Here is a 20408-nt window from a genome sequence, read left to right as displayed (position 1 = left end):
CTTCTAAATGGCAACAGATAGTCCATTCAATGGGGATCTACCCCATAAACCAAGACACGAAAATCAACGCACCAAAACCAAATGTCGCCATTAATGCCGTGTCGCCACCGGCTGCTGTGTAGCTGCCTTCGGTTTGTAGGTGAGGGAAGTCAGGTCTGCGAACCTTAACTACCATTGCGAGTGGGCCCCAGATAGCTAGGAACACCAGGACCATGCCTGCATAGTCCAGCATGCTTACAAACTGGCTAGCGAACAGCTCAGCTAATACCAAAGGTAAGATGAAGGTTAGCGCATAAGCCAACGCTTTGTTGTTGGTCACCGCATCTTTGTTTTGGTCGTAAAGCGCCATCGACACGCCGAGGAAAGAAGTCACCAAGGCCAGAGCAGAGAACAGAGCGATCACCACTTTCAACCAAGCAGATTGGCCGCTGAACGCAGAGATCAACTCAGAGATATTGTGGAACTGGCTTATCGCGTCTGTGCCAAGGTTGCCGATAATCGCGAATAACCAAGTTAGGTAGCAAATTAATGGAATCACTGAGCCTAGCAGAATCATATTGCGGATCTGCTTTTGAGTTGCTTCACGGTTGTAGATAACCAGTGACGGGATCACCACCATAGAGGCAAAGCTAGTAAAGATAACTGCGCTGTATTGCACCACGTCGTTGGCCGTGTATTGGCTGGTTTGAGTTAGGTAATCAAGGCGAATGTTGCTAAATAATGACGCGATAACGATAAACAGCATCACGACCATCAAGATGAATAGCCCGCGATTCAGTTTGTCGATATAAGACTTGCCCGAGACGACGATAGCACCCATCAATAGGCTGAAAATGGTATACGCAACGGATGCTGATACATCGACACCAACGTCGAGCAGTAGCTTATGAATGATGTCACCGACACCCAAGATATAAGCGATCAACATGCATACTAGCAACAGGTAAAAGAGTGCATTGATAAAGTGTTTACCTTTGCTGCCCAGAGTGAGGTAAGCAACACTGCTCATGCCACTGTTGTCTTTAGTTTTAGTGCATGCTTCTGCCAGGAGGAGTGCAGAGTATGTGGTGCCGATAAAGATAAGTAGCATCAGCACTGAGCTGATCATGAAGCCAAATTGGGCCAACACCATGGGAATAGCGAGCATGCCAGCCCCTAATGCAGTTCCTGACAGAATCAAAGAACTGCCGAATAATTTCATATTCAAGAAAAACAACCTCAAGCGATCCAATTAAATTTTGTTTGGATTGTAAATAATTGTTTCCAAGACTAACAAAATACTCAGTAAAGCTAGGGGTTAATTTCTAATAAATTTTGAATTTTTCTAAAAAATTTAAGCAGGAATTTCTGGTGTATATGTGTGGTTGATTTAAGTATTCACTCGGTGAGTTTATTTATCGTTTAGTTAACGTTCGTCCATTATTGAATGATTTAGAAATTGGCAAAATTCAGTTAAAAAGAAGTATGTTTATGAGCTAATTGTTTTCAATTCATCAAGTTTAATACTTCTCCTTTCCTGAATCCCGTTCAGGCAATGTCGATGACTAACCGTTCTATGGGTAAAAGACACGCTCAGATCGCTTTATCAATTTGAAGGTAAATAGGTAAAGAACGAGAAAAGTGTCGAAAATTCTGTTGACCTGACTACAACTTCATAGTTTATCTTTACTACTGAAATGAGGGAGAAGTGGATGTATCGCATATCTGAATTAGCGGAGCTCGTTGGCCTGAGCCGTTCAACGCTTTTGTACTATGGAAAGTTGGGTTTGATAGAAGCTCAACGCACCAATAATGGTTATCGAAGTTATTCCGAACGCGACTTGCAGCGTGTGAAATTGTTGCAGCAGTTACAAGCGGGTGGACTGACGTTGAAAGAGTGTCAGGCGTGTTTGGATGCCAAGGTTGACCGCACCTTGTTACAAAACCGACTCGAACAATTGGACGAAGAGATCGCTCAGAAACAGCGTTCGAGAGATCTTTTATCGGCCTTGTTAGGCGAGAGTGGTTTGCAAGATTGGCATGAATCGATGGACAAGGTGGCGCCTGATGCGCATCTCGATTGGCTCATTAAGCAAGGCTTTGATGAGAAGCAAGCACTGCGACTGAAATGGCTTTCAAAAGACATGAACGATCATGACCAGTACATGGCGGATTTTGAGGTGATCTTTGAGGGTTTACAGCGTTTAGGGCCAGGAACAGCGGAAGATACTTTAGCGGCGTTGGTACACGTTTCGGTTTCTCCTAAACGTGTGCTTGAGATCGGTTGTGGTAAAGGTATTGCCACCTCTGTGTTAGCGAAAGCCTTAGTAGAACATCAAGTGGATGTGCAAATAACGGCGGTAGATAATGATCAACCGAGTTTAGATGTTCTGACTCAGCAAGCACAGGTTCTTGGCTTAGAAAGCAACGTCAAAACCGTATGCGCGAGCATGATGGATCTGCCGTTTGAAGCTAAGTCGTTTGACCTAATTTGGTCGGAAGGCAGCGCTTACATCATGGGTGTTGAAAAGGCGCTAAAGCAGTGGCGAAATTTACTCAGTGATGACGGCATATTGGTCGTTAATGATTTGGTGTGGAATACCGAACAACCTAACGAATCGAGCAAAGCGTTCTGGCAGAAAGAGTACCCGGACATGACGACGGTTTCCGAGCGTATTAAACAGGCAAAAGCAGCGGGTTATGAAGTTTTGGATCACTTTGCAATGAGTGACGCTGGTTGGCTTGCGTATTACCAGCCCTTTCAAAAGCGAATAGAAGCGCTTAAAGCAACGATGCCGAACTCAAAAGCGCTCGTCGATTGCGACAATGAAGTTAAACAATTTTTCGATAGCAGCACATCAAAGAACGGTTTGGGTCAAGAGCCTTCGAAAGGTTCTGAACAACGTGATTTTGATTATCAGTTCTTTGTGCTCAAGAAATTAAAGTAAATGAGTAACACCATGAAATTTAGGCAATATAATTCAAATGAAATCGAAACGATCACTCAAGTTTTCACTCAAACCTTTACGGATTCAGAAGGTGAGAACGAAGGTAAAACTTTGGGTGAGCTTGCCAACGATCTTTTAACGACCACAGCTCCGACAGAGCTATTTTGCTTTGTTGTTGAAGATGATTCTAGTGAGTCGGATGCGGATAGTACGATTGTAGGCTCGATTATCTTTACGTCGCTTTCATTTGACGATGAAACCAAGGCATATTTGCTTTCGCCAGTCGCGGTGAGCACTCAGGTGCAAAAGCGTGGTATTGGTCAGCGCCTGATTAACTCCGGTTTGCAGCTCCTAAAAGAGCAGGGTATTGAGCTTGCAGTGACGTACGGTGATCCTAACTACTATTCAAAAGTGGGCTTTGAGCAAATTACCGTTGAGCAAGTCCCTGCGCCCTTTGAATTGAGTTTCTCTCACGGTTGGTTGGCTCAATCGTTGACTGGTGGTGAAATTAAAGTAACAAGTGGCAAGTCGAGCTGTGTTAAAGGCTTGGCCCACGCAGAATATTGGTAGCCGCTTGCAAAAAAATTGAGAAAAAGAGAAAGCCCATCAGGTGTTTGCCTGTTGGGCTTTCTTGTTATGAACGAAGACATTCTTCTGGCTTCAATGTATAAACTGAACAACTGTTCAAAATAACACTTGAACGATCGTTCTAGTTTGATCTATATTGTTTTTACACCAACGGAGAACATTCATTAATTGCTCCGTGATTGAATAACTTTAGAACCGAAAATTGATAGGGATAGAGCAATGAGCAACTTCAAAATTCACTCAGTAGAATCCGCGCCAGAGCAAAGCCAACCTATTCTTGAGGGCGCTAAAAAGCAGATGGGCAGAGTGCCGGGCTTGTTTGGTGTGTTGGCTGAATCTCCAAACACACTTAAGGCTTACACTCAGCTTCATCAGGCGTTTAGTGACTCATCTTTCGATGCTGAAGAGCTAACGGTTGTTTGGCAAACCATCAACGTTGAACACGAATGCCACTACTGCGTTCCTGCACACACTGGCATTGCACATTCAATGAAGGTTGATCCTGCAATCACCGAAGCACTGCGTAATCGCACAGCTTTACCCACTGAAAAGCTGCAAGCCCTGCATGATTTTACGCTGAGCATGGTACGTAACCGCGGCAATGTGCCTGAAAGTGAAATGGCAGCATTTTTCGAAGCGGGCTACGGTCAGCAACAAGTGCTAGAAGTGATTCTTGGCCTGTCTCAGAAAGTGATCAGTAATTACGTAAACCACGTTGCTAAAACGCCAGTCGACAAAGTTTTTGAACAGTTCGCTTGGCAAGGGTAATCGTATTTAACTAACCATCGTATTTAAGCAACTCAAGATATGATAATGATGAAAGCCCCACTCAGTTGAATGGGGCTTTGTTGTTTTGGTCTAAATGGTAATTAGAAAGGTAACCTAACGCACGTGCTTAGCGATTATCTTCGCTAGTGTCACAACCCCTTCTTTCCACTCTTTGCTCTCTTCAATGTTGGCAACAGTAAAGCGCAAGCAGTGTTTATATTGGTCGTTGGTGCCAAATACTGTTCCGGGTAAAATCCCCAACTTATGCTTTAAACAGTCTTGATAGACCGCGTAGCTATCGACCGATTCAGGCAGTGTTATCCAGTTTAAAAAAGAGCCTTCCGGTTTTGATAGGTGGTATTGCCCGACAAGGTGTGGGTGGCTATCTAGTGCTTGTATTAACAGGCTTTGGAATTGCTTTTGGTTGGTTTGGTAGAGCCGTTTCATTTTGGATAAGTGGCTGCGATATTTACCGGTAGTGAGGAATTGCCCTACCGCGGATTGCATCAGGTTTGAGCTGCCCATGTTGTCGCATAAAAGGTACTTTTCGACTAAAGGTTGGTAGCGCCCCGACAATAACCAACCGATTCGCAAGCGTGAGTCTAAGGTTTTAGACAGTGAGTTGACGTAGATGACTCTATCTTGGTCATCAAGCTCTTTGAGGCTAGCGATTGGTGTATCGAACGCCAAGCTACCGAACACATCGTCTTCGATAATTGGTAAAGATCCGGTGATCTCCAGTAATGCTTTTCGATTCGCCAATGGCATTCTTGAGCCGGTTGGGTTAGTAAAGTTTGGCGTTAGCAGTAAGGTTTTTACTTCCCATTTGTCCAACGCGCTCTGCAGTGATGGAATGTCAATGCCATGGCTAACACTGCTCGGGATTTCTAAAGCTTGCAAGCCAAGTGATTCGAGCAACAATAAATTACCGAAGTAACAAGGTGACTCGACTGCCACGATGTCACCCGGTTTGGTGAGCGCACGTAGTGCCAAACTGATCGCCTGTTGAGCACCATGAGTAATCGCAATCTCTTTGGATCCCGCAGGTACGCCTAGATCATGGGTGATCTTTAACAATTGCTTTACTAATTGCTCGTCGCCGGGAGGTAATTGGTAATACCCAGGCAATTGAGTTTGTAATCGACTGTGGCGACCAATCTCGGCATACAAGCTACGAATCGCAGGGTTGTTTATGTTCGGGTGCGCAGAACCTGCCAACAGTTTCAGGCGGCCTTTCGGGCGAGAGAGTACCGATTTGGTGACAGATAAGAGGTCCACTTTTTGAGGTTGGCTTGGTGTATCCCAGCAGGTGGTGTTCGGTGTCTTTACGCGATAGCCAGATTTAGGTACTGAATAAACCCAGCCTGTGGCTTCCAGTTCTTGATAGGCGCGAATCACGGTATTTTTGCTTACGCCAAGCTGTTCGCTTAACTGGCGGATCGAGGGAAGGCGATCGTCTGGATGAAAAAGTCCTTTATCGATCTGAGCCTTAATATGTTGTTCGGTAGCAAGGTATTTATTGCCGCTGAGTTCTGCTTCCACGTGTTTCTCCCTCGTTGCACACTCTCAATCTGTAACCATTTAAAGTGTTATATCTGTATCTTTATTAGTTATCTGTACCCAACTAAGGTAACAGCATTGATGAAGAGTTGACCAGAGGTTTGTAATGCTGATTAAAATGATTCCGTTTGTGTTTGTAATATTGTGGTCGTCAGGTTTTGTCGGCGCACGTCTTGGTGTTGAATATGCCGAACCCGCAACATTACTTTCATTGAGGATGGTAGCCAACGTGGCGCTGTTCTTGGTTTTGATTGCAATCATTAAGCGTCGTATTCCTCGTGGTCGAGCATTCTTCCACGCAAGTGTGGTTGGCATCTTGATTCATGGTTTCTACCTTGGTGGCACCTATCTGGCGATTGATATAGGTATGCCCGCCGGGTTGAGTTCTCTACTTGTTGGCTTACAACCGATTCTTACCGCATTGATTATGATCAGCTGTACTTCGCAGCGTTTTAATTTTGCACAGTGGTTGGGGTTAGCGCTTGGTTTTGCGGGTATTAGTTTGGTGTTGATGGGCAATATTGAATGGCAGTCAGACGACCAAAAAGGCTTGGCAACGTTATTGTGTTTGGTTTCTTTGGTGGGTATTACCTGCGGCACTTTGTATCAGAAGCGCTTCTGTCAGGGGACAGATATGGTCGGCGGTGCGATGGTGCAATATTTGGCTTCTGCCGCGTTGTTTCTGCCGTTCGCAATGCGTTACGAAACTATGCAAGTAAACTGGACGATAGAATTCACGTTGACTCTAATTTGGCTGGTGGTCGTTCTGTCTTGTGTTGCCATCCTATTGTTGCTTTACATGGTAGAGCACGGTGCATCTTCAAGTGTGGCTTCGGTCTTTTACTTGGTGCCACCGACGACAGCAATCCAAGCGTGGCTTATTTTCGGTGAGTCGTTCGACATGTATGGCGCGATGGGCTTTGCCTTGTCTGCTGCGGCGGTTTATTTGGTGGTGAAAAAGCCTGAGTTAATTAAGGCTCGTAGGCGAACAGTGTTAGAGCGGTAGTTTGTATACCAAACTCATCCTACTAAAAATCGATGACTAGAAACAAAAAAGAGCCTGAATATTCAGGCTCTTTCTATATAAAATATTGGCTAGCGACTTTTGATTAGCGTTTCATCAAACAAGCGTAAGCCGTTGTAAACGGTGCTTCTTGGTATTGCTTAAGGCCGGTCTCTTTGAACTTCATCATAAGAGGGTTGCGCTTAAGGCTTTCTTTGATTTCAGCTGGAGACACAACGGTTACATCTAGGCCGTCGATTAGCTGAATTGCTGCTTCAAGTTTGAAGCCGAAACCACCGCCAGCAAATTTGCCTTTAGTCTGACGTTGGCGAATTACAACTTTTTCTACTTGGTAATCTTCCATTAACTTTGCAAAAGAGAATTGAAAGTCTTTCATATTCTGTGTGTCGTTTGCGTCGCTAATCGCAACCTTAGAAACTCGGCAATCAGGAATGTTAAATACGCCGTCTGACAGAGAAAGAAGACAGATGACTGCATCGTTACCTTTGATTTCAACACCACAAATTTTCATGTTCTTACCTACTTATTTTAGAGCCCTACATTATGGTGTTATTTCTAACACTTCTCCAGTATTTGCGCGTATCAGCAGCAAATAAGTCTAAATCAGAGAGTATTTTAGTCGCCGAAAGTTAACCTTTGATTGAAAAAACATCACACGAATTTACGGTATCGTTTTCTATGAGATGAAGCTCACAAAAGCTTAGCGGGATTTTATATGTGTGCTGTATATTGCGCGCGCATCCCTATTTGAAGTGTGGTTATTAATCCCAATGAATATCAATAATCTTTCGATTAAGAGTAAAATCGCGATCCCGCTGTTGGTGATTGTGATTGTTTTTTCTACCGTTACTGTGCTCAACGTTATCAGATCAAATGCTCAAGCTGCGATTAATAATGAGCTCAATAATGTGGTTCAGCCCGTGTTAGACAATTTGGAAGATGGGTATCGTGACATTTATCAAGTTATCGCTTCTGCTCAAGGTCTATTACTCTCGAAAGACCAAGCGGCGATTGAGTACCAAAAATTTGAATTTAAAGACAACGCTTACAAAGCGGTTCCTCGTTTTGAAAGTGTCGAAACCTTGTATCAAGCGGGCGTGTTGGATCCATCTTCACGTGGCGAGTTATCAAAGCTTGTTAACGCGATGAGCAAGTGGGTGGCACTGCACGAGCCAATGTTCGCTGATCCGGCAAACGCAGACCAATACAATATTGATTACTCACCAGCGCTTGACGCAGAGTTTGCGATCATTCGTACTCAATTGCGCGATATCCGAACTCTGATCGAATTGAAACAGAAAGAGCTTCGCCAGCAAGCCGATGACTCTATTGAATCAAGCAAGTTGATCATTGAAGTGGGTATGGCAGTTGCTGTTTTTGCCGCGCTTTTTGCTATGTGGTTATCGAATCGCTTTATCGTTCAGCCAATCCAGAACGTAGAGAAAGCGATGAATGAGATCGCATCGGGCGACGGTAACTTGTCTCAACGTATGAAGGTCGAAGGTAATGACGAGATCGCTCGTTTGAGTTCTGCTTTCAACCAGTTTGTTGGCAAGATCCATGTCACCGTGGAGCAAGTTATTCTCACATCGAACGTAGTACGTGGCGAGATGGAAAACATCAAATCACTCACGCAAAGTGTTGCTGAATTCTCGTCTAATCAACAGCGAGAAAGTGAAGTGGTCGCGGCTGCAGTTCATGAAATGCAAGCAACCAGTGAAGTGGTGAGTGGTAACGCATTAGATGCGGCAACCGCAAGTAACGTTGCAAACCATGAAGTGGAATCGGCCGATACTACGCTTGGCTTAACTGTTACTTCGATTGAACGCCTTGCGCAAGATATCGAGAACGCGGGTGGTGTGGTTCAAGAACTAGATATAGACGTGAAGAACATCGCCTCAATCCTTGGCGTGATCAAAGGTATTGCAGAACAAACCAACCTACTTGCTTTGAATGCGGCTATTGAAGCGGCACGAGCGGGTGAACAAGGCCGTGGCTTTGCGGTTGTGGCTGATGAAGTTCGAGCGCTTGCGAGTAAAACTCAAGACAGCACTGGCGAAATCCAATCAATGATTGAACGCTTAGAAGTGGGTGCTAAACACGCGGTTGGTGTGATGACTGAAAGCAAAGTGAGTGGCGAGAAAACCATTGTTCAAGCAGGAACTGCAGCATCTTCATTGAGTGAGATTCGTAACTCAATTGGCAAGATGAATGACATGAACACACAAATTGCTACGGCGGATTCGCAACAGTCTCAAGTGTCTGAAGAAGTGAATAAGAATGTTCAACGCATCGCTGAAAGCACCATGCAAATGGTTGAGATGGCAAGCAGCGCAGAAAATGCATGTATGGCATTGGCTGAACAGTGTGAAGCGCTAGATAGCCTTGTGTCTCAGTTTGAAGTGTAATTTTCAAAATTAGACAGACGAATATGAGCTGATAATGGTTGCTCGTATTGAGTCCCATTAATCAGCGGTGAACGACAAAAAGCCCGCACTCTATGAGTGCGGGCTTTCTTTTTGACTAGGTGATCAGTCTTTTGACTAGGTGATCAGTTGTTAGACCTGATCAATCACTCAGTGTTAGCTGCTAAGACCGTCTTTGTATGTGTAACGGTAGTCCACTTTTACGTTCGCTTGGTAGTGGATGTCGCCGTTCATGTTAGTGATCTTTTTCACTTCCATATTTGCATCATCAATCTTGAACGAATCGTATTTGGTTGTCTGTTGGAACTGTGGCAGTTCTCTTGAAAGCTCAAAAGGTGTTTTTGCGCGTAACTCATCCATAAGGTTGGTGCCTGCATCGTATGCTTCGACTTCACTAGCATATGTGTCAGATTTTAGCGTTGTTTCTTGAATTGTTGTTTTAGTTGCTGCAAACGCAGTGGTGCTGAGTACAAGAGTTGATGCAAGTATGATTAATTTTTTCATAGGATTACCTTACTTTGTTGTACCAGTGTTTTAGAGATTCTCACCCTAGCAATAGGGGATGAGGTTAATGTTAGGACAAAAATATGGTTCTGTAAGGGAATGACTATAGGTGCCGAAGATTAATGCACAGCGCATATCAAGCAAGGTGACACTGATATCTAACTTCAATACACTGTATGGGTAACCAAAGTTCAGCATAAGGTAAAGGCATGGCCAATTGGGAAGGGGTAAGTGAGTTTGTTGCAGTGGCAGAGCGTGAAAGCTTTACTGGTGCGGCGCAGAAGCTCGCTACGTCGGTGGCTCAAATCAGTCGTAGAGTAGCAAACCTCGAAGAACGACTCGCAGTGAAACTGCTCAATCGAACGACTCGAAAGGTGTCTCTTACAGAGGCTGGGCAACTCTATTACCAACAATGTAAGTTGTTGGTCGAAGGTTTAGAAATTGCTGAGCTTGCGGTCACGCAGATGCAATCCACACCCAAAGGCTTACTGAAAGTCACCGCGCCTGTGACTTATGGTGAGCGCCAACTCGCCCCAATACTGCATCAATTCTTAAAGCTTCACCCGCAAGTAGAGCTTGAGCTGATGCTGACCAATCAAAAGCTCGATCTTATCGATTCGGGTGTTGATGTTGCGATTCGTCTTGGCCGCTTGGAAGATTCAAGCCTTGTGGCAAAGAGGCTGTCTCAACGCCAACTTTATGTATGTGCAAGCCCTGAATATATTGAACGTTATGGCGAGCCGCATACATTATCAGAATTAAATAATCACCAATGTTTAGTCGGTGGATTTGAACATTGGCGTTTCAAAGAAAATAGACGCCCTCGCTCAGTTCGTGTTAACGGACGCATTAAGTGCAACAGTGGTTTAGCCTTGTTAGACGCAGCTAAGCAGAGCATTGGCTTGGTGCAGTTGCCTGAATACTATGTGAGTGAAGACCTTGATTCTGGTGAGTTGGTTGAGGTGCTCTCCGATTATCGAGATGACAAAGAAGGGATCTGGGCGCTTTATCCTCAGAACCGCAACTTATCTTCAAAGGTTCGCCTGCTGGTGGACTTCCTTTCTGAGCAATTGGATTAGTGTATGGCTTAAAACCTCCACCGATAAAAACGGGCTTCAGAATAGAGATTCTGAAGCCCGGCGTGTTTTAGGATTAATTATCGTTTGATTACGGCTTACTAGACCGAAAATGTATTAGACGGTGAAGCGATCCACCAAGTGATACAGCTCATTTGCACGACTGTTGAGGTTTTGGCTACCTGTACGGTTTTGATTCGCGAGTTCTGCCGATTGTGAGCTTTGGTCAGAAATCACCACGATGCGTTGAGATATTTCTTGTCCTACAATATTTTGCTGTTCAGTGGCTGTCGCAATAAGCGAGTTCATGTCCATGATGGTATCAATCGACGCTTGGATCTTCGCCAGTGCTTTGGCTGCGGCATTCGCTTCTTCCACGGTTTGCGCACTTCGGTTTTGACTTGAATCCATCGCTTTCACAGCAGCATCTGAGGCAGCTTTAAGTTGCTCAATCATCTTGTGAATGTCGCCAGTGCTTTCTTGAGTACGGCTTGCCAGTTTACGAACCTCATCGGCAACCACAGCAAACCCACGACCTTGTTCGCCTGCACGTGCAGCTTCAATCGCGGCATTCAACGCGAGTAGGTTAGTTTGCTCGGCAATGTCTTGGATGACCGCCAACGAAGAGGAGATATTCTGCACATCACCTTCTAAACGAGACACGACAGTGTTGGCTTCTGATACTTCGCTCGCTAGGCCTGCCACCGAATCTGCAGCGGCGTTTACTATCTGTTGCGCTTCTTTGGCATTGCCCTCTGCAAGTTTAGCGGAATCCGCCGCTTGGCTAGCGTTGCTCGAGATCTCTTGCGCCGTTGTGGTCATTTCAGTCATCGCCGTTGCAACTTGTTCAGTCTCTTCACGTTGCCCAGTAGCAATCTCGTCGACCTGCGCAGCGCGAGAAGACATGCTAGATGTCTCGGCTACGACTTGCTGACCGACATCGCTTACGCTGCGAATGATGGTTTGAAGGCTTGCCACGAAGGCGTTGAAGTTCTCGCTGAGCTTAGTGAACTCAGGCGCTTTAAATGTTTCCATTCGAGCGGTTAAATCGGCTTCGCCACTCGCGAATGCGCTGATTGAACGATCAAACTGCTCGAGTGGTCGCATGATTGTGCGGTTGACGGCAACGGCAAACGCAGCAACTACTAGGGCAATCAAACCACAGAATATAGCGATCGCCGTCAATGAGCTTTGTAACGCGACATTCGAGCTCTCTTTCATCTCTGCGATTACAGCATCGATGTCGTCAGTATAGAAACCTGTGCCTAGCATCAAGTCCCACTGGGGAACGAATATCGAGTAGCTCAGTTTCGGTAGAGCTTCTGATTGACCAAGTTTTGGAAAGTAGTAGGTGGTGAACTCACCAAGCTTTGAGTTCTTGATCAAGTCACGAATCAGGTAGTTGCCTTTTTTGTCTTGCAGGTCGTAGTAGTTTTTACCAATGCCATCGTTATTTTGCCCAACAACTACTCGAACGCCTTTAGAGTCGTAGCCAAAGATGTAGCCAGACTCGCCATATTCGAGAGTTCTTAATGTCGGTAAGGCTTCTTCTAATGTTGCACCTCTTTCCAAGAACGGGCTAATAGAAGATTGAGCCATTTGCAGATACGCTTTAAGTTCCTTTTCTTTCATCGCCATCATATTGCTACGCGTCGATTCTACTTGTTGTGCGGTTAGCTCGGTGCTCTTCATATACGTCACGCTCATCATCCCAATTGCCATCAGTAGCAGTGGAATAAAAGAGAGAATATAAAGGCGGTTTTTGATGGTTAGGGTCATGTCACGCTTCCTGTGTGATTGTCTCATGCAATTTTCAACACATTATTAATGTGGTTTCAAAATGTAAATGGGCTTGTTGTTTAATTGTTATCCTAGAGTGTTTTTGTTTTATAAATATGATGACGGTTAGGTTTTTGGGGTGAGAAGCCTTGCAACTAGAGGCTTAAGCGCGAAAAAGTGAGTTTGTATCGATGCTTTTGAATTCGACGCTGCTTTGTTAGAATGCGACGCTTTGTAGCACCCTGCTATGTCTATTCGTTAAGTGAGAAAGATTCATGAACAAAAGCCATGTGACTATTGGTTTAACTAACCCAAAGAGCCCGACAAACGTTGGTGCTGTTATGCGTGCGGCTGGTTGTTACCAAGTCGACGAAGTTAAATACACAGGGCAACGCTACGAAAAAGCCGCAAAATTCCACACCGATACTAAGAGTGCTGCGCGTACTATCCCGTTGACTGGTGTTGAGTCGTTTTTAGACAATCTTGATCCAGAAACTAAGATCGTTTGCGTAGAACTCGCAGAAGGTGCAACACCACTACCGCGTTTTAAACACCCAGAAAATGCCATTTATATCTTTGGCCCTGAAGACGGCTCTATTTCTCAAGATGTCGCCGACAGAGCCGATCATGTTGTGTACGTACCAACAGTTGGCTGCATGAACTTGGCAGCGACAGTGAATGTGCTGCTTTACGATCGTCTTGCTAAATCTGATGAAATGGATGAGAGCAACGAACTGATTAAGAAAAGCCGTGATAACCGTAACCATCTGCTAATCAAAGAAAAGTAATTCTCTGCTTCTAGTGTTATCTATCCCGTACGCAATCGGATATTATCTTGAGTTCATCATCAGATAATTGAAGGGTTAGATAACACCATGGAAGACAAGCAATTACTTGCCGCGCTACAGCAACACTCTGTCCTCGATCTCTATCAGTTATTCCAAGAAGTTGGTCAAAACCGCTCTTTGTATGCATTACTAGAGAGGTTATCTTCCCTTAAAGAACATCATCAACTGAGTACTCGTCTTAGCCCTTTTAAGCCTCATATCGAAGGATTGCTAGCTCAATTTGATAGCGCCACGCCAGATAGCGAGATCCTCAAGGCAGTCGCTCTTCAGTCTGAGATTCAGCAACGAGGCCACAGTATGAGTCGTTACATCATGACATCAGATAACCATCGCCATTTTTCCCCAAGTGCAGACCTAGTCATGTTTGGTGATTCGATCACCGAATGGGCCCCGTGGGCGGATATCTTTCGCGATGTTTCGATGGTCAACCGTGGCTTAGCGGGTGACACCACAACTGGCATGTTGCGCCGTATTGATACCACGTTGAATGTGAAGCCAAAGCTGGTGTGTTTTATGGCAGGGATAAACGATTTAGCTCAGGGTTATGATGTCGACCATATCTACCAGAACTACATTGATATGCTTAAGGTGTGGCAAGAAAATGAGATTCGCATATTGGTGCAATCAACGCTTTATGTTGGCTCTAAACTGCAAGGTTTAAATCCGTCGGTTGAACGGCTCAATAGCAAGCTAAGCGAGTACTGTACACAGCAAGGCATTGCGTTCTTAGATGTGAATTCAGTATTGTCGCCTAATAAGCTGTTGTCGAACAAGTACTCGTGTGATGATCTGCATTTGAATGCGAAGGCTTATCAAACTTGGGCTGAGATACTTCAACCTACGATAGCTGAGCTACTAAAATAGACTCACGCAAAACGCTAGCTAGACCGATAAACAGCTTAGCTAATACAAGAAAAGCCAAACCCTAGATTTGTTTCGCGAACCATAAGGACATCAATGTGAACCTAAGACAATTGGAAGTCTTTTACGCCATTATGCAGACCGGAACCGTATCTGGAGCCGCGCGCAGCTTGCATGTGTCGCAACCAAACGTGACCCGTATTTTGGCGCACACGGAGCAACAACTTGGGTTTGGCTTATTCGAACGAGTTAAAGGGCGGTTGGTGCCAACGGTTGAGGCAAAAACCTTACTGCCAGAAGCGGAAAAGGTGTATCAGCAATTGGGGCAATTTCGATCTCTGACCAACAAAGTGAAGCAAGGCCATCAGCATTTACGCATTGGTGCGCCGCCGATTTTAGCGACTAAATTACTGACTCCGGTAATCGCCCAAATGTCTCGCGAGCAAAATGGCAGTAAGCAAGATCTCTCTTTTGAGTTGCTGACTGCAAACCGTGATGAGCTGTGTGCTGGGTTATTAAAGCATGAGCTTGATATTGCTATCGCGTTTGGCGATGAAGCACCGCCTGCGATATTAAGTGAAACGCTATTAACCGAATCACTAAAGGTTTTGGTTCCTTCCAATACGGTTGATCATTTCCCCGCGGAATTAACGTTAGATGATCTGATCAATTATCCGCTGCCAATCATCGGGCTCGATAGCCGCGATCCATTAGGCCTCCTGTTACATCAACGCCTTATTGCACGTGAGCAGCATTATCACCACCCGATATCTGTACGTGGGTATAGCGCCGCTGCGGAACTGGTCAAGTACCAAGCGGGGTTTGCGATTGTTGATCCGTGGACGGCAGAGCAATATCAAAATGACGATGCGGTCTGTGTGTTGCCGCTTCAACCAGACATCCAATTTTCGGTATCGATGCTTTGCGCAGAGCACACCCCTCAGTCGATTTCCGTTAAGCAATTTATCGCTTCATTGAAAATCCATACTCACCCTATAACTTAAGGTTATAGGCTCGCCATAAATAGGCATTCGGCACCTTCGAAGTTCTTAATTAAAGTAAACCCATACAAGGGCTTATTAATTAGGAATACTCATGTCGATCGCTCAACCTTACCTTCTTTTTCTTGGGGATGTTACTGACCCACTCGCTGCAAAAACAGCTCGCGGTATTCATCAATGGCGACCAGAAATCTGCCTAGGTCAACTGCGTTTAACGGGTGATACCGTTTCACTGGGCTTAACGGATATGACCCTGCAAGAGGCGCAAGCGCAGGGCGCGAAGACGCTAGTGATTGGTACCGCAAATCCGGGTGGTGTTATTCCTGATTCTTGGCAGTCAACCATTATGGCCGCTGCAGAAATGGGATATGAGATTGCATCTGGCATGCACCAACGATTGAGTGAATTTTCACCGCTTGCTGACATGCAGCAACAAGGATTGACTAAGCTTCATGATGTACGCCATTTTGACGGTGTTCTTAATGTTGGTAACGGTAAGCTTCGTCAAGGTAAGCGCCTGCTTACTGTCGGAACTGATTGCTCAGTAGGCAAAATGTTCTCGGCATTAGCGATTGAAAAGTCGCTTAAACAAGCGGGAACATCCGCTCAGTTTAAAGCGACAGGGCAGACAGGTATTTTGATTGAAGGCAGCGGTATTTCGATTGATGCGGTGGTTGCGGATTTTATTTCTGGCGCAGTTGAAGCGATTAGCCCTGATTTTACCGACCACGATTGGGACATCATTGAAGGGCAAGGCTCTTTGTTCAACCCTTCGTTTGCAGGCGTGAGTTTGGGTCTTTTACATGGCGCACAAGCTGATGCCTTAGTGCTGTGTCATGAAGTTGGGCGACCACATATTCGTAACCTTCCTCATGCTAAATTACCAAGCATAGAACAGACGATTGAAGCCAACTTGCAAGCGGCGCGACTGACTAATCCAGACGCGAAGCTGGTGGGTATCTGCTTGAACACGTCGGCGATTAGCATTGAAGAGGCTGAGACATTGTGCCAAGAATGGACCACACTCTATCAAGTGCCAGTGACGGACCCAGTGCGCTTTGGTGTACAACACATTACTGATCATTTGCGACATTCACTTTAACGACTTCATCATTTCTACGTTTCCATTTGTTAAAGTGAACATCAACCGAGTGAAATTATGAAGATTACAGCTGAACCCATTATTATCGCGATGCAAACGCCTTTTCGCATCTCTCGTGGCAGTCGAACTGAGTGTCACGTTGTTCGTGTTTACATTGAATATGGTGGCAAACGAGCTCAGGGCGAATGCACGCCTTACCCACGATACGGCGAGTCATCGGAGTCTGTGTTAGCGCAAATCCAACAAGCGTCTAGCGCACTTGAAGCTATGTTTGAACGAGGCGTTACTGATCCGGCAGAGCTAAGAGATCATCTTCAGTCTTTATTGACCGGAGGGGCAGCGCGCAATGCGGTCGATTGTGCGCTTTGGGATTATCAAGCTCAGCAGAACGACCAGACGTTTCCGAATAGCTTGTTTGAGTTGCCTGCTCAAATCGTGACTGCAATGACAGTCTCGATTGGCACGCCAGAAGCCATGGCGACTCAGGCTCGAGACTATGTCGCGAATGGTGCGAAACTTCTGAAAGTGAAGCTTGACGGCGAGCAGGTGGTAGAGCGTGTTCGCGCGGTACGAGAAGCTGCGGCAGATGTTCAAATTGTATTGGATGCGAATGAAGCGTGGACAGGATTGAATCTCGAAGAGTTGTTCAATCAACTGGTAGAATTTGATATTGCGATGATCGAGCAGCCGTTACCCCAACAGCACGATGCCTCATTGGCGCACATCAAGCACCCGATACCACTGTGTGCTGATGAAAGCTGTCATACCACTTCGCAACTTTCATCTTTGTTAGGCAAATATGAAATGGTCAACATCAAGCTCGATAAAACAGGTGGTTTGACCGAAGCATTGGTACTTGCTGAAGAAGCTCAAAGGCTAGGATTTACGCTGATGTCGGGTTGTATGCTCGGTACATCGCTGGCGATGCGTGCAGCTCTGCCTATCGCCGTTCAATCTGAAATCGTCGACCTCGATGGCCCAGTCTTACTTGGTCAAGATGTAGCACCATCACTGACTTATCGAGATGGGATGATTATTCTCTAAGTTCGTTGAGCCCGTTTAATCGATGGACATGACATGAATGAAATCGTATGAGTGAAAACTTGTGCGATTTTTGCTTCAAAGTCTGAGCGATTATCTAAATTACTTCACTTTTAAGCCTCAGCAGCGCATCCACAAATTCTGCAAACCCATAGCCACCAGGCTGCGACATGACCCTGCTTGGATGATGCTCTAGCTTATCCCAATAATGTTGAATGTTTGCCACGCCAACGGTAAGTGGAAGTGATTTGAACATCTGCTGATCATTCATTGAATCGCCGACATAGCAGGCTTGATTGTGGATTTGCTCAAGCGATAAGCCTTTATTAGCCAGGAAACGGTGCACGGCGTTTTTCTTTGAGTGTTCGCCGTACCAAGCGTTGATATGAATCGAACTTGCCATCGCGTGTGCGCCTAAAGCGTGTATTCTTTCGAGTACCGCTTGAACAGTTTCAGGATCAACAGGCTTACGGTTTTGGCCGATATCAATCGCGACCTCACACAAGCGGTAAGATTGATCCAAAGTTAGCGATAGGTCGGGGTAACTCAACAAGATCGCTTCAACTTCTTGTTTTAGCTTAGCTTGGTTCTTACGCACTTGTTCTAGCGGTGTTTCAGATGAGAGTTGTAATGCATCATCTTGCTTCTCTAGTAAGAAGGCGCCGTTTTCTCCAAGCACGGCATCGACAGGCCAGAGCTGCGCAATATGGTCACACCAACCAGCACAGGCTCCCGTTACAGCGACCACTTTGATTCCATTGTCTCTCAGCTTTTGTAACACAATCAGGGTTTCTAGAGGGAGTGAACCTTGCCAAGTGAGCGTGTCATCGACGTCGGTTAATACCCATTCGATGTGCTTCCAGTTGTTGTCTAGTTGGTGTTCCATTAAAACTCACTTATTCCATGGATTGTTTTACACAGAGCGTATTAATTCAGCCCAATGTAGAATTAGAAGCTAACGTGATTAGAAAATACAGTGTTTAGCAAAATCGCCCGCTTCATTAGCCGTCCAGTCACCTTTAGGCTTTTCTTTCATATCCGCACACCAAGCTTCACTGCCAACCTCGGTACAAGCCATTAATTGAGTAGTAAGGAAAAGTATCAACGCGATTTTCTTCATAATAAACATTCCGTTGTGGTCTAAATTTCTGCTTATAACTGTATCAAATCCCACAAGTGATTGTTATAGCTGCTAAGAACTTAAGGGCGTTAATAATGATGTGGGGTTGAGCTGAATTCGAGGGACGGTAAAGAAGCGAAGGTTTGCTTGGCTTTAAGATCGAAAAAGCCAGCAACGTATGCTGGCTTTGAAATTCTTAATAAGTTTCTATTCGTTATTTCGCTTTAACTACTTATCGATTTATACCAATTTCATCTCTTGGATGATGTCCGAAGCAATCTCTGGCTTCGTGCTTGTTGGTTTCTCGTGTAGGTCGGCTTTCAATTGTCCCTTACGGTTACTTAGGCCCGCTTCAAGTTTCTTAAGTGCTGCAGCGATAGCTGGGTACATAACATCGTCTGTCGATTTTGCTGTTACTCGTACACCTTCGTAGTTGGTGAATACTTCAACCTGATGTTGACCGTGTTCTTTAGTAATGATGATGTCGCAACTGATCAGTGATGGGAAATGGTTAGATATCTTCTCGAATTTACCTTCGATGTCTTTGCGTGACTCGTCGTTAATTGATACATGATGTGTTTGAACATTTATTTTCATAAATCATACCTTTCCAATGACTGTGTCATTTAAACGTAGCAAACATCGCATAGATTAACCAACTGAGAATTAGCACATGTGTGATTGACTTCAGTGTTATCAAATATTCTCTTGTTACTCCCTTGAAAGTCCGATGAACTGATCGCATATTATGTTTCGTGTTTTAAAGACATGTTCAAAAAAACTCCATCCTTGATAATTTGCGCTAACCTACAGCGAATTCCCAGTGAATCTCTCTTTATCGGTTTTATAATTCCGAACTTGTCACTCCATTGATTTTCTTTCCAGCTCACTCACTTTTTCTTCTTTGATTAAAAACTCAGCTTAAGTTACTAATTTATAGACACTCAACTGCCCACTCCATATTGAAGTGAAACTCTCCTGCTGTGAGTTGAGACTCGGGTATGGTAATGCGTGCTCGAATATCGACTTCTTTATTGGATGCCAGTTGATCGACAGGAAATTCGACGCCCTGACGCCAATAATTAATGTCACCTTCATAGCGAACCGGCGTTTCGACTTTGAATCGCACAAGTTCTGAAATGCGAGACTCATCAATTGAGCCTAGATCAATATGTTGCAGTTTGAGCAACAATCGAGAATCTTTGCGATTGGACTCAAGCTTAAGCGTTATCGCTCGGCCATCGTATTCTCGGCCACTGAATTTAAGCCGTTTAAGCGTATTAAAACCATCAAAGCCATTAAGATTGATGCAGAAATGCTGGAGCTGTTAGGCAGTGAAGATGGCAACACGGCGATGATCAAAGTGAGCTGGGATGAGAAGGGAATGAAGGTCTATAAGGATGGCTACTTAGCGGATTATGAGTACGGGATTGCCCCTCATGAGATGCAAGAAAACTACGAATTAGCACCTAAGTAACTCGATTCGATTGCAGAAAAGCGCCTTACTTATTAGTGGGCGCTTTTCTTTTGCTCACCAAAGTATGACGAAACTCACACTTTTCTGACAATTAATGACTCGTTGTGCTAGTATGCGCCGCTTGTCTTTGTAATTGATAAAAAACGCATTACCAAAACAGACTTTTCTGTTTACCTGCTTGTAATGACCTCATTCAGTTTGGCCTGACTTGGCTGAACATCTGCATTTTGCTCGGACGCAAAGAGAGTAGTTCTCACTACTTCACTATGTACATTTGAGAGCTCCATCTATCAAAGGCCTTTTGAA

Annotated in this window: 20 protein-coding genes and 1 pseudogene; 12 read left to right on the top strand and 9 right to left on the bottom strand. The window is 44.9% G+C overall.

What is annotated here, in order from left to right; translation table 11 throughout:
• Positions 1–37 precede the first annotated feature (37 nt).
• A complete protein-coding gene (locus A136_RS06460; protein WP_017061663.1) occupies positions 38–1201 on the bottom strand; it encodes an amino acid permease in 1164 nt (387 codons plus the stop codon).
• Positions 1202–1691: 490 nt separating this feature from the next.
• On the opposite strand from A136_RS06460, the gene A136_RS06455 reads away from it, so the two are divergent.
• The 3 genes from A136_RS06455 (at position 1692) to A136_RS06445 (ending at position 4283) form a co-directional block, all read left to right on the top strand.
• The gene (locus A136_RS06455; RefSeq protein WP_017064938.1) at positions 1692–2927 is read left to right on the top strand and encodes a MerR family transcriptional regulator; all 1236 of its coding nucleotides are present in this window, start codon (positions 1692–1694) and stop codon (positions 2925–2927) included.
• Complete coding sequence (locus A136_RS06450; RefSeq protein ID WP_017064937.1) at positions 2928–3497, top strand: GNAT family N-acetyltransferase; 570 nt, start codon at positions 2928–2930, stop codon at positions 3495–3497. It abuts the gene before it with no gap.
• A 237-nt stretch (positions 3498–3734) separates the two neighbouring features.
• On the top strand, positions 3735–4283 hold the full coding sequence (locus tag A136_RS06445) for a carboxymuconolactone decarboxylase family protein (protein ID WP_017061666.1): 549 nt from the start codon (positions 3735–3737) through the stop codon (positions 4281–4283).
• A 114-nt stretch (positions 4284–4397) separates the two neighbouring features.
• On the opposite strand, the gene A136_RS06440 is transcribed toward A136_RS06445, so the two are convergent.
• Complete coding sequence (locus A136_RS06440; protein WP_017064936.1) at positions 4398–5825, bottom strand: PLP-dependent aminotransferase family protein; 1428 nt, start codon at positions 5823–5825, stop codon at positions 4398–4400.
• 124 nt (positions 5826–5949) lie between these two features.
• Between A136_RS06440 and A136_RS06435 the strand changes: the two genes are divergently transcribed.
• Positions 5950–6849, top strand: a complete 900-nt coding sequence (locus A136_RS06435; RefSeq protein ID WP_017061668.1) for a DMT family transporter — start codon at positions 5950–5952, stop codon at positions 6847–6849.
• Positions 6850–6952: 103 nt separating this feature from the next.
• Here the strand turns inward: A136_RS06435 and A136_RS06430 are convergent, their stop codons facing one another.
• Entirely contained in the window at positions 6953–7378 is a 426-nt protein-coding gene (locus A136_RS06430; protein ID WP_017061669.1) for a DUF3010 family protein, read from the bottom strand.
• A 259-nt stretch (positions 7379–7637) separates the two neighbouring features.
• On the opposite strand from A136_RS06430, the gene A136_RS06425 reads away from it, so the two are divergent.
• Positions 7638–9275 (top strand): methyl-accepting chemotaxis protein, encoded by a 1638-nt coding sequence (locus tag A136_RS06425; RefSeq protein ID WP_029235268.1) that lies wholly within the window; start codon positions 7638–7640, stop codon positions 9273–9275.
• Positions 9276–9449: 174 nt separating this feature from the next.
• On the opposite strand, the gene A136_RS06420 is transcribed toward A136_RS06425, so the two are convergent.
• Positions 9450–9797 carry a DUF3316 domain-containing protein gene (locus A136_RS06420; RefSeq protein WP_017064934.1) on the bottom strand — a complete coding sequence of 116 codons (348 nt, stop codon included), beginning with the start codon at positions 9795–9797 and terminating at the stop codon, positions 9450–9452.
• A gap of 209 nt (positions 9798–10006) precedes the next feature.
• Between A136_RS06420 and A136_RS06415 the strand changes: the two genes are divergently transcribed.
• Positions 10007–10876: a LysR family transcriptional regulator gene (locus A136_RS06415; RefSeq protein WP_017064933.1), complete on the top strand. Its 870-nt coding sequence runs from the start codon at positions 10007–10009 to the stop codon at positions 10874–10876.
• A 114-nt stretch (positions 10877–10990) separates the two neighbouring features.
• Here A136_RS06415 and A136_RS06410 read toward each other — a convergent pair whose 3' ends face one another.
• Positions 10991–12652, bottom strand: coding sequence for a methyl-accepting chemotaxis protein (locus A136_RS06410; RefSeq protein WP_017064932.1), 1662 nt, complete (start codon positions 12650–12652; stop codon positions 10991–10993).
• Between the two features lie 275 nt (positions 12653–12927).
• Between A136_RS06410 and A136_RS06405 the strand changes: the two genes are divergently transcribed.
• The 5 genes from A136_RS06405 to dgcA all read left to right on the top strand — a co-directional run bounded on the left by A136_RS06405 (position 12928) and on the right by dgcA (position 17508).
• Positions 12928–13440, top strand: coding sequence for an RNA methyltransferase (locus A136_RS06405; protein ID WP_017061674.1), 513 nt, complete (start codon positions 12928–12930; stop codon positions 13438–13440).
• An 87-nt stretch (positions 13441–13527) separates the two neighbouring features.
• Positions 13528–14364 carry an SGNH/GDSL hydrolase family protein gene (locus tag A136_RS06400; RefSeq protein WP_017064931.1) on the top strand — a complete coding sequence of 279 codons (837 nt, stop codon included), beginning with the start codon at positions 13528–13530 and terminating at the stop codon, positions 14362–14364.
• Between the two features lie 95 nt (positions 14365–14459).
• Positions 14460–15365, top strand: a complete 906-nt coding sequence (locus A136_RS06395) for a LysR family transcriptional regulator (protein ID WP_017064930.1) — start codon at positions 14460–14462, stop codon at positions 15363–15365.
• A gap of 91 nt (positions 15366–15456) precedes the next feature.
• Complete coding sequence (dgcN, locus tag A136_RS06390; protein ID WP_017061677.1) at positions 15457–16464, top strand: N-acetyltransferase DgcN; 1008 nt, start codon at positions 15457–15459, stop codon at positions 16462–16464.
• 57 nt (positions 16465–16521) lie between these two features.
• On the top strand, positions 16522–17508 hold the full coding sequence (gene dgcA, locus A136_RS06385) for an N-acetyl-D-Glu racemase DgcA (protein WP_017064929.1): 987 nt from the start codon (positions 16522–16524) through the stop codon (positions 17506–17508).
• Between the two features lie 94 nt (positions 17509–17602).
• Here the strand turns inward: dgcA and A136_RS06380 are convergent, their stop codons facing one another.
• From A136_RS06380 to A136_RS22165, 4 genes are all read right to left on the bottom strand, one after another.
• Positions 17603–18391, bottom strand: a complete 789-nt coding sequence (locus A136_RS06380) for an HAD-IIB family hydrolase (RefSeq protein WP_017064928.1) — start codon at positions 18389–18391, stop codon at positions 17603–17605.
• Between the two features lie 78 nt (positions 18392–18469).
• Positions 18470–18625, bottom strand: coding sequence for a DUF3012 domain-containing protein (locus tag A136_RS22170; protein ID WP_017064927.1), 156 nt, complete (start codon positions 18623–18625; stop codon positions 18470–18472).
• A gap of 240 nt (positions 18626–18865) precedes the next feature.
• Entirely contained in the window at positions 18866–19222 is a 357-nt protein-coding gene (hpf, locus tag A136_RS06375) for a ribosome hibernation-promoting factor, HPF/YfiA family (protein WP_017061680.1), read from the bottom strand.
• A gap of 337 nt (positions 19223–19559) precedes the next feature.
• The gene (locus A136_RS22165) at positions 19560–19817 is read right to left on the bottom strand and encodes a hypothetical protein (RefSeq protein WP_229648214.1); all 258 of its coding nucleotides are present in this window, start codon (positions 19815–19817) and stop codon (positions 19560–19562) included.
• Positions 19818–19874: 57 nt separating this feature from the next.
• Here A136_RS22165 and A136_RS06370 point away from each other — a divergent pair.
• Positions 19875–20102: pseudogene (locus tag A136_RS06370) on the top strand (hypothetical protein); the annotation flags it as partial.
• Positions 20103–20408 lie beyond the last annotated feature (306 nt).

Source organism: Vibrio crassostreae 9ZC13 (genome assembly GCF_000272045.2).
Classification (GTDB): domain Bacteria; phylum Pseudomonadota; class Gammaproteobacteria; order Enterobacterales; family Vibrionaceae; genus Vibrio; species Vibrio crassostreae_C.
The sequence above is the reverse complement of the archived record's forward strand: the minus strand, read 5'-3'. Positions and strand labels throughout refer to the sequence as shown.

Bases quoted from the DNA above. Each gene is read 5' to 3' on its own strand.
- A136_RS06460 (WP_017061663.1), bottom strand. From the start codon at position 1,201: ATGAAATTATTCGGCAGTTCTTTGATTCTGTCAGGAACTGCATTAGGG.
- A136_RS06455 (WP_017064938.1), top strand. From the start codon at position 1,692: ATGTATCGCATATCTGAATTAGCGGAGCTCGTTGGCCTGAGCCGTTCA.
- A136_RS06450 (WP_017064937.1), top strand. From the start codon at position 2,928: ATGAGTAACACCATGAAATTTAGGCAATATAATTCAAATGAAATCGAA.
- A136_RS06445 (WP_017061666.1), top strand. From the start codon at position 3,735: ATGAGCAACTTCAAAATTCACTCAGTAGAATCCGCGCCAGAGCAAAGC.
- A136_RS06435 (WP_017061668.1), top strand. From the start codon at position 5,950: ATGCTGATTAAAATGATTCCGTTTGTGTTTGTAATATTGTGGTCGTCA.
- A136_RS06430 (WP_017061669.1), bottom strand. From the start codon at position 7,378: ATGAAAATTTGTGGTGTTGAAATCAAAGGTAACGATGCAGTCATCTGT.
- A136_RS06425 (WP_029235268.1), top strand. From the start codon at position 7,638: ATGAATATCAATAATCTTTCGATTAAGAGTAAAATCGCGATCCCGCTG.
- A136_RS06420 (WP_017064934.1), bottom strand. From the start codon at position 9,797: ATGAAAAAATTAATCATACTTGCATCAACTCTTGTACTCAGCACCACT.
- A136_RS06415 (WP_017064933.1), top strand. From the start codon at position 10,007: ATGGCCAATTGGGAAGGGGTAAGTGAGTTTGTTGCAGTGGCAGAGCGT.
- A136_RS06410 (WP_017064932.1), bottom strand. From the start codon at position 12,652: ATGACCCTAACCATCAAAAACCGCCTTTATATTCTCTCTTTTATTCCA.
- A136_RS06405 (WP_017061674.1), top strand. From the start codon at position 12,928: ATGAACAAAAGCCATGTGACTATTGGTTTAACTAACCCAAAGAGCCCG.
- A136_RS06400 (WP_017064931.1), top strand. From the start codon at position 13,528: ATGGAAGACAAGCAATTACTTGCCGCGCTACAGCAACACTCTGTCCTC.
- dgcN (WP_017061677.1), top strand. From the start codon at position 15,457: ATGTCGATCGCTCAACCTTACCTTCTTTTTCTTGGGGATGTTACTGAC.
- dgcA (WP_017064929.1), top strand. From the start codon at position 16,522: ATGAAGATTACAGCTGAACCCATTATTATCGCGATGCAAACGCCTTTT.
- A136_RS06380 (WP_017064928.1), bottom strand. From the start codon at position 18,391: ATGGAACACCAACTAGACAACAACTGGAAGCACATCGAATGGGTATTA.
- A136_RS22170 (WP_017064927.1), bottom strand. From the start codon at position 18,625: ATGAAGAAAATCGCGTTGATACTTTTCCTTACTACTCAATTAATGGCT.
- hpf (WP_017061680.1), bottom strand. From the start codon at position 19,222: ATGAAAATAAATGTTCAAACACATCATGTATCAATTAACGACGAGTCA.